General features: G+C 75.1%; 8 protein-coding genes. 3 read left to right on the forward strand and 5 right to left on the reverse strand.

The annotated features are described in order from the left end of the window. Positions 1-123: 123 nt before the first annotated feature. Positions 124-783 (reverse strand): hemolysin III family protein, encoded by a 660-nt coding sequence (locus tag IDM29_RS12595; protein WP_182113298.1) that lies wholly within the window; start codon positions 781-783, stop codon positions 124-126. A 285-nt stretch (positions 784-1,068) separates the two neighbouring features. On the opposite strand from IDM29_RS12595, the gene IDM29_RS12600 reads away from it, so the two are divergent. Continuing rightward, complete coding sequence (locus tag IDM29_RS12600; RefSeq protein WP_182114044.1) at positions 1,069-1,830, forward strand: isoprenyl transferase; 762 nt, start codon at positions 1,069-1,071, stop codon at positions 1,828-1,830. 270 nt (positions 1,831-2,100) lie between these two features. Then, complete coding sequence (locus tag IDM29_RS12605) at positions 2,101-3,411, forward strand: PhoH family protein (RefSeq protein WP_182113299.1); 1,311 nt, start codon at positions 2,101-2,103, stop codon at positions 3,409-3,411. A 51-nt stretch (positions 3,412-3,462) separates the two neighbouring features. Here IDM29_RS12605 and IDM29_RS12610 read toward each other — a convergent pair whose 3' ends face one another. Together IDM29_RS12610 and IDM29_RS12615 are read right to left on the reverse strand one after the other, a co-directional pair. Continuing rightward, complete coding sequence (locus tag IDM29_RS12610; protein ID WP_182113300.1) at positions 3,463-4,902, reverse strand: class II fumarate hydratase; 1,440 nt, start codon at positions 4,900-4,902, stop codon at positions 3,463-3,465. Between the two features lie 36 nt (positions 4,903-4,938). Then, positions 4,939-5,607 carry a carbonic anhydrase gene (locus IDM29_RS12615; RefSeq protein ID WP_370525824.1) on the reverse strand — a complete coding sequence of 223 codons (669 nt, stop codon included), beginning with the start codon at positions 5,605-5,607 and terminating at the stop codon, positions 4,939-4,941. Positions 5,608-5,671: 64 nt separating this feature from the next. Here IDM29_RS12615 and IDM29_RS12620 point away from each other — a divergent pair, with 64 nt between their 5' ends. Further along, a complete protein-coding gene (locus IDM29_RS12620) occupies positions 5,672-6,934 on the forward strand; it encodes a hypothetical protein (RefSeq protein ID WP_182113302.1) in 1,263 nt (420 codons plus the stop codon). Between the two features lie 34 nt (positions 6,935-6,968). Here IDM29_RS12620 and IDM29_RS12625 read toward each other — a convergent pair whose 3' ends face one another. Beyond that, positions 6,969-8,066, reverse strand: a complete 1,098-nt coding sequence (locus IDM29_RS12625; protein ID WP_182113303.1) for a carbohydrate kinase — start codon at positions 8,064-8,066, stop codon at positions 6,969-6,971. Next, positions 8,063-8,350, reverse strand: a complete 288-nt coding sequence (locus IDM29_RS12630) for an exodeoxyribonuclease VII small subunit (RefSeq protein ID WP_182113304.1) — start codon at positions 8,348-8,350, stop codon at positions 8,063-8,065. Before IDM29_RS12630 ends, IDM29_RS12625 begins: the two co-directional genes overlap by 4 nt. Positions 8,351-8,442: the final 92 nt, after the last annotated feature.

The raw sequence follows: 8,442 nt of genomic DNA on the forward strand, positions 1-8,442 counted from the left end.
GGCGCACGGTCCTCGTCCGTGCCGGCGTCGGCCGGCGCGACGCCGTCCTGGTGGCGGTGGTCGCCGCGACCCTCGTCGGGGTGCTGCTGGTCCCGGCGTGGTGAGGCCGCGCGGCCCGCGCGGTCAGGCGGCGGCGGTGGTCGCGAGCAGGACCGCCGCGTAGTGGCAGCCGTACCCGACGACCGTCAGCACGTGGAAGATCTCGTGGAAGCCGAACCACCGCGGGCTCGGGTTGGGGCGCTTGGTGCCGTAGACGATGGCCCCGACGGTGTAGGCGAGACCGCCGACGGCGATCAGCCACACGATCGCCGGGCCGTGGGTGGCCTGCCAGAACTGGGGCAGGAAGCCGACCGACACCCAGCCGAGGGCGACGTAGACGGGGACGTAGAGCCAGCGCGGCGCGTCGAGCCAGAAGATGCGCGCGAGGGTGCCGAGCAGCGCGCCGGTCCACGACACGATGAGCAGCACGCGCGCGAGGTCCGGGGGGAGCAGCAGCACCGCGAGCGGGGTCCCGGTGCCGGCGATGATGAGGAAGATGTTGGTGTGGTCGAGGCGTCGCAGGACCGCCGCGACCCGCGGCGACCAGGTGCCGCGGTGGTAGACGGCGCTCGTGCCGAACAGCAGGACGGCGCTGAGGCCGAAGACGGTGTTCGCGACGAGGGCAGGTCTGGTCGGCGACAGCATGAGGAGGACGACGGCACCGACGACGGCGATCGGTGCGGTTCCGGCGTGCACCCACCCGCGCAGGCGCGGCTTGACGGCGTCGGCCAGCTCGGCGGCCATCGATCTCCTTCTGACGCGCGCTTCTGCAGCGAACCGCTGGACTTACGGCACCGTAGGTTAACCCACCCGGCTGGACGCCCCGGGACCGACGTCCCTGGTCCAGCGCCCCGTCGGTGTGCCTGGCGCAGTGCCCACCGTCGGGCGCGTTCCCGGGCGCCCCGGGGACCCGCGCGCCGGGTCGGTCCGCGCGTCCCGAGGGCGGTAGCGTGACTCTCCGGGGTCGTGCCGTCGCGCCGGTACCCGGACGCGGTCCACCACCACCTGACGTACCCGGACGAGGAGCCCATGCGCCTGCCGCACCTTCTCTACGGCGTCTACGAGCGCCGGCTGGCCGCGTCGCTCCCGCCGGAGGCGGTGCCGCGCCACATCGGCGTCATCCTCGACGGCAACCGGCGCTGGGCACGCAGCCTCGGCGAGCGGGCCGCGACGGGCCACCGCCGCGGCGCCGACAAGATCTCCGAGCTCCTGCGCTGGTCCGAGGAGGCGGGCGTCGAGGTCGTCACGCTGTGGATGCTCTCGACCGACAACCTCGCCCGCGCCCGGGACGAGCTCGACGACCTCCTGGCGATCATCCGGCGGGCCGTCGAGGACCTCGCCTCGACCGGGCGGTGGCGGCTGCAGGTGATGGGCTCGCTCGACCTCCTCCCGCCCGAGTTCGCGGCGGCGCTCCGGGACGCGCAGGCGCGCACGGCCGACGTCGTCGGGCTGCACGTCAACATCGCCGTCGGGTACGGCGGCCGGCGGGAGATCGCCGACGCCGTCCGGTCCCTGCTGCGCGAGCACGCGGACAGCGGGACGTCCCTGGAGGAGCTGGCCGAGGCGTTCGACGTCGAGCACATCGCCGCGCACCTCTACACCAAGGGCCAGCCGGACCCGGACCTGGTGATCCGGACCTCGGGCGAGCAGCGGCTCAGCGGCTTCCTGCTGTGGCAGAGCGCGCACAGCGAGTTCTACTTCTGCGAGGCGTACTGGCCGGACTTCCGGCGGGTCGACTTCCTGCGCGCCCTGCGGGCCTACGCGGCGCGCGAGCGGCGCCTCGGACGGTGACCGCGGGGCCGTGACGGCCCTGTGTGACGACTGCGTGAACGATCGCGCCACGCGCGTGTCGCGTGACGTCCGTCACGCGGGCGCGGCGTAGCGTCCGCCGCATCGGACGACGTCCGTCGTCCCTCGGGAGGCGCCCCATGGAGCACACGCTCCGGGAGGAGGGCTCTCGGCCGGCCCTCGGGTCGGCCGACCGGGCCCGTCCAGCAGGGTGTCGGCGCTGGGCCGGCGCCAGGCAGCCACATCGGCGCTGAGGCGCCGGGAGGAGCTCCCGTGAGCCGTACCTTCGTGCTCGACACCTCCGTCCTGCTGTCCGACCCGCGCGCCATCCTGCGATTCGCCGAGCACGCCGTGGTGCTCCCGGTCGTGGTCATCACCGAGCTCGAGGCCAAGCGCCACCACGCCGAGCTCGGCTACTTCGCGCGCGGCGCGCTGCGCCTGCTGGACGACCTGCGGGTGAGCCACGGGCGCCTGGACGAGGCCGTGCCGATCGGTGCGGCGGGAGGCACGTTGCGCGTCGAGCTGAACCACATCGACACGCAGTGCCTGCCCGCGGGCTTCCGGCTCGGCGACAACGACACCCGGATCCTCGCGGTCGCCAAGAACCTCGCCGACGAGGGCGGCGACGTCACGCTGGTCTCCAAGGACCTGCCGCTGCGGGTCAAGGCGTCGGCGGTGGGGCTGACGGCGGAGGAGTACCGGGCCGAGCTCGCGGTCGACTCGGGCTGGACGGGCACCACCGAGCTCCAGGTGGCCGAGCAGCAGATGGCGGCGCTGTGGGAGCACGAGCGGCTCGAGGTCGCCGACCTCGACCTCACCGGGCAGGACCCGGGTCCGCTGCTGGTGCACACGGGCGCCGTCGTGCACTCGCCGCGCGGCTCGGCGCTGGCCCGCGTGACGGCCGACAAGCAGCTCCGGCTCGTGCGCGGCGACCAGGACGTCTTCGGGCTGCACGGGCGCAGCGCCGAGCAGCGGATCGCGATCGACCTGCTCCTGGACGAGGAGATCGGGATCGTGTCGCTGGGCGGGCGCGCCGGGACGGGCAAGTCGGCGCTCGCGCTGTGCGCGGGTCTCGAGGCGGTGCTCGAGCGGCGCCAGCACCGCAAGGTGATGGTCTTCCGGCCGCTGTACGCCGTCGGCGGCCAGGATCTCGGCTACCTGCCCGGGTCGGAGGCCGACAAGATGGGCCCCTGGGCGCAGGCGGTGTTCGACACCCTCGGGGCGCTGGTCTCGCAGGAGGTCGTCGAGGAGGTCATCGACCGGGGCATGCTCGAGGTGCTGCCGCTGACCCACATCCGCGGGCGCTCGCTGCACGACGCGTTCGTCATCGTCGACGAGGCCCAATCGCTCGAGCGCAACGTGCTCCTGACGGTCCTCTCGCGCATCGGGCAGAGCTCGCGCGTCGTCCTCACGCACGACGTCGCCCAGCGCGACAACCTGCGCGTCGGGCGGCACGACGGCGTCGCGGCCGTGATCGAGGCGCTCAAGGGGCACCCCCTGTTCGCGCACGTCACGCTCACGCGGTCCGAGCGCTCGCCCGTCGCGGCGCTCGTCACGGAGATGCTCGAGGGCATCGAGGTGTGAGGCCGGGGTCCGGGCCGCGACGCGCGGCCCGGACCCGGACGGCGGTCGTCCTCAGGCCCGCGGCGGCCGCGTCATCGACATCACGTCGAGGGCCTCGTCGAGCTGGGCCTCGGTGACCTCGCCGCGCTCCACGAACCCGAGGTCCACGACGGCCTGACGCACCGTGACCCCGTGCGCGACGGCGTGCTTGGCGACCTTGGCTGCGGACTCGTAGCCGATCGCGCGGTTGAGGGGCGTGACGATCGACGGCGACGACTCGGCATACGCACGGGCCCGCTCCTCGTTCGCGACGATGCCGTCGACCGTCCGGTCGGCGAGCAACCGCGAGGCGTTCGCGAGGAGCCGGACGGACTCCAGGACGCCCTGCGCGATCACGGGGATCTGGACGTTCAGCTCGAAGGACCCGCTCGCACCGGCCCACGCGACCGTGGCGTCGTTGCCCACGACCCGCGCGGCGACCATGAGCACGGCCTCCGGGACGACGGGGTTGACCTTCCCCGGCATGATCGACGAGCCGGGCTGCAGGTCGGGCAGGAAGATCTCGCCGAGGCCCGTGTTGGGCCCGGAGCCCATCCAGCGCAGGTCGTTGCAGATCTTGGTGAGGCTCACCGCGATGGTGCGCAGCGCACCGGAGAGCTCGACCAGGCCGTCGCGCGCGCTCTGCGCCTCGAAGTGGTCCCGCGCCTCAGTGAGCGGCAGGCCGGTGTCCTCGCGCAGCAGGGCGATGACGCGCTGGGGGAAGCCGGCCGGGGTGTTGATGCCGGTGCCGACGGCCGTGCCGCCGAGCGGGACCTCCGCGGCGCGGGGGAGCGCGGCCTCGACCCGCTCGACGCCGTACCGGACGGCCGCGGCGTAGCCGCCGAACTCCTGGCCCAGCGTCACCGGGGTCGCGTCCATGAGGTGCGTGCGGCCGGACTTCACCACGTGCGCGAACTCCTCGGCCTTGCGGCCGAGCGAGGCGGCGAGGTGGTCGAGCGCCGGGACGAGGTCGCGCACGACGGCGGCCGTCGCGGCCACGTGGACCGACGTCGGGAAGACGTCGTTCGACGACTGCGAGGCGTTGACGTGGTCGTTGGGGTGGACCTCGCGCCCCAGGTGGCGCGTCGCGAGCGTGGCGAGCACCTCGTTGGTGTTCATGTTCGACGACGTGCCCGAGCCGGTCTGGAAGACGTCGACCGGGAACTGGTCGTCGTGGGCACCCGAGGCGACCTGGTCCGCGGCGACCACGATCGCGTCCGCCACGTCCTGCGGCAGCACGCCGAGCTCGGCGTTCGCGCGCGCGGCGGCCTTCTTGATCCGCGCGAGGGCCTCGATGTGACCGCGCTCGAGGCGCGTGCCGGAGATCGGGAAGTTCTCGACGGCGCGTTGCGTCTGCGCGCGGTAGAGCGCGTCGACGGGGACGAGGACGTCGCCCATGGTGTCGTGCTCGACGCGGAAGCCGGCGGGGACGGGGGGGTCGGTGGCGGCGGTGCCCGGGGTGTGGTCGCTCATGCCCTCAGTGTTCCATCGCCCGCGCGGGGCGCGGCGTCAGGGCTCGAGCGTGCCGCGCGACTCGACGATCCGGACGCGGCCCTCGGCGAGCGCGTACTCGAGCCCGACGATCGCGCAGCGGCCCTCGGCGACCGCCGTCGCGAGCCCGGCGGAGTAGCTCAGCAGCATCCGCACCGTGTGCCGCACGTGCTCGCGCCCGAGGTCGGCCGCCGACGGGTGCATCCGCGAGGGGTGGTCGTCGCCCGCGTGCGCCGGGTCGGCGTCCGGGTCCGGCAGCGAGACGATGCTCGGGATCACGCGGTCGACGACGGCGCGCACGAAGCCTGAGGGCATCCGCCCGGTCGCGAGGGCGTCGGCCGCGGCGCCGACGGCGCCGCACGAGTCGTGGCCGAGCACGATGACGAGCGGCGCGCTGAGGATGTCGATGCCGTACTCGATCGAGCCGATCACGGTCGTGTCGACGACGTGCCCGGCCGTGCGCACGACGAAGAGGTCACCCAGCCCGCGGTCGAAGATGATCTCGGCGGCGACGCGCGAGTCCGAGCACCCGAAGACCACGGCGAAGGGGTCCTGCGCGGCGCTCAGGTCGGCGCGGCGGGCGACGTCCTGCGAGGGGTGCAGCATCTCGCCGCGGACGAACCGGTCGTTGCCCTCGAGCAGCGACGTCCAGGCTCCGGCGGGGCTCATCTGGGGCATGGCCAGCATCGTGACACGAGCGCGCCGTGGGTCGCGCCCCCGCCCACGGCGCGGTCACCGGTACGGTCGGGCGGTGGCACGGAGGCACGGGGGGCGTCGCGCGGTCGGCGCCGTCGTGCTGGTCGCGGTCGTCGCCTCGTGCGCGGTCGGCTCCACCCCCCTGGCGCCGCCGTTCGCCGTCGTCCCGCTGTACTCGGACGGCGTCGTGCTGGACCAGGCGGGGGAGCCGCAGCTGGTCCGCGTGGGCGAGACCGCGCGCTCCGACCCGTACCAGAGGGAGCGCCAGGACGCCTGGCTCGAGGCCGGCACCGTGCCGGGACCGGAGCGCTACCGGGGCCTCGCCGAGCAGGCGCTGCGCGACCTCGACGCGCTCGTGCTCGACGACGGGGCGGCGCTCGCCGCGGCGAGCCCGGCGTGGCGGTACGTGTGGCCGCGCGACGCGTCGTTCACGGCCGTCGCGCTCGCGCGCACGGGCCACTCCTCCGACGCCTACGACGTCCTGCACTACCTCCAGCAGATGCAGGACCTGCGCTCGACCGAGGGCGTGTTCGAGGCCCGCTACCGCCCGGACGGCACGGGGGACGTGCCCGACGAGCGGGGTCTGCAGCTCGACGGCAACGGGTGGGTGCTGTGGGCGGTCGCGGAGTGGTACGCCGCGGCCGACCGGGCGACCCGGACCGCGGACCTGACGAGCCTGGCGCCCCTCGTGGAGCGCTCGCTGGCGGCGATCCGCAGCAACGTCGACCCGGTCACGGGCGTCCCGGCCGCCTTCCCCGACTACTGGGAGACGCGGGTCCGGACGCCGACGCTCGGCACGGCCGCCCCGCTCCTGGCAGGGGTGCGGGCCTGCGAGGACGTGGTCGCGGCGCTCGGCCTGCCGCCCACGGCCGACCTCGTCGCGCTGCTGGAGCGGGGCGTGGACCAGTTCGCGCCGCACTACCCGCGCCACCTGGGCGGCACCGCCCAGGACACCGCGGTGGCGTTCCTCATGCCGCCGTTCGCGCCGCTGGACCCGCAGGTGCGGGCGGCGTGGACGGACGCGCAGGCGGAGATGTCGCGGCCGGCGGGCGGCCTCGCGCCCGGCGCGACCTGGAAGCGCGACGGCATCTCGTGGACCCCGACCACGGCCGTCTTCGCCCTCACGGCGGCCGCGTCCGGCGACGTCGACGCGGCGACGGCGCGGCTCGACTGGCTGGAGGAGCACCGGACCGCGCGCGGTGCGCTGCCCGAGAAGGTGCTGTGGGACGGCAGCCCGTCGGCGGTCGCGCCGCTCGCCTGGACGGCGTCGCTCGTGCTGCTCACGCTCGACGAGCTGGACCGGCAGGGCGTGGAGTAGGGCCGCTCTGCGCGGGCCCCTCCCAGGCCTGCGCTCAGCGCACCTCGAGCTCGGCGGCCGTGGGCGGGTTGGCGCCCGGCCGGCTCACGGTGATCGCCGCGATCTCGGCGCACCGGCTGAGGACCGAGCGCAGCGTCACCTCGTCGACGGACCGCAGCGCGGACCGCTGTGCCGCGCCGAGCAGCGAGGCGGACCAGAGTCCGTCGACGAGCCCGCCCATGAACGAGTCGCCCGCACCGACGGTGTCCGCGACCGTGACGGGCGGCGCGGCGACGTCGATCTCGTAGTTCCGCGTGATCGCGGTGGCGCCGTCGGCCCCGCGCGTGACGACGACGACCGCCGGCCCCGAGGCCGCCCAGCGGCGCGCGACCTCGAGCGGGTGGGTGCCGGGCTCCAGCCAGGCCAGGTCCTCGTCGCTCACCTTGACCACGTCCGCGAGCGCGACGACCTCCTCGACGACCGGGCGCGTCTCGTCCGCCGCGGGCATGAGCGAGGGGCGCAGGTTGGGGTCGTAGGTCAGGGTCGCGGACTCGCGGTGCGCCTCGAGGACCCGCAGGACGTCGGGGCCGCCCGGCGTCAGCACGGCCGCGATCGAGCCGGTGTGGACGACCAGCGGGACGGCGGGCGGTGACGCCCACACGTCCGGCACGTGCCAGGAGAGGTCGAACTCGTAGGTCGCCGCGCCGTGGTCGTCGAGTGTGGCCGTCGCGACCGACGTGCGGGGGGCGCTCTCGCTGCCGGGCGCGATCGCGACGCCCGACGCCTCGAGGTGCGAGCGCACCAGGGCCCCGTGGGCGTCGGCGCCGATCCAGGTGAGCAGGTCGACGCCGCGGCCGAGCCGGGCGAGCCCGAGGGCGACGTTCGCGGGGCTGCCGCCGGGGTGCGCGCTGACGCTCCCGTCCGGCGTGCGCACGACGTCGATCAGCGCCTCGCCGATGACCAGGGCGCGCCGCTCGGCGGGCTCGGAGGCGAGCGCGACGATGTCCGCGGGGTCCGGCGTGAACGCGCCCTCCGTCACCTCGTCGTCGATCAGGCCGGCCGGGGGCGTCGCGAGCCCGGCGTCGGGCGCGGCGCCCGGGTCCTCGACCGCGGGGTCGACGACGGTGTCCGGCGTGGTCGTGGGCTGGGTCATGACGCGTCCTCGTCCTCGGGGGCGGTGGTGGCGGGACCTGCCGTGCCTGGCGCCGTGGTGCCAGTTGAGGTGGTGCCGGGTTCCCGGGCGGCGTCGAGCCGGGCGCGCGCTCCGTCGAGCCACTCCTGACAGCGTGCGGCGAGGGCCTCGCCGCGTTCCCACAGCTCGAGCGACCCCTCGAGCGTCTCGCCTCCCGCCTCGAGCCGCGCGACCACCTGCACGAGCTCGTCGCGGGCCTGCTCGTACGTGAGGTCGCCCACCGGGCGGGAGGGGGTCTGCGGCACGGGACCAGTAAACCGTGCGGCGCCGACGTCCGCGGACGTGGGGCCGCCGGGCCGCCTCACGGCCGCGGCGTGGGCTTCTTCGCGCCGCGGGC

The organism is Actinotalea sp. JY-7885, from assembly GCF_014525465.1.
Taxonomy (GTDB): domain Bacteria; phylum Actinomycetota; class Actinomycetes; order Actinomycetales; family Cellulomonadaceae; genus Actinotalea.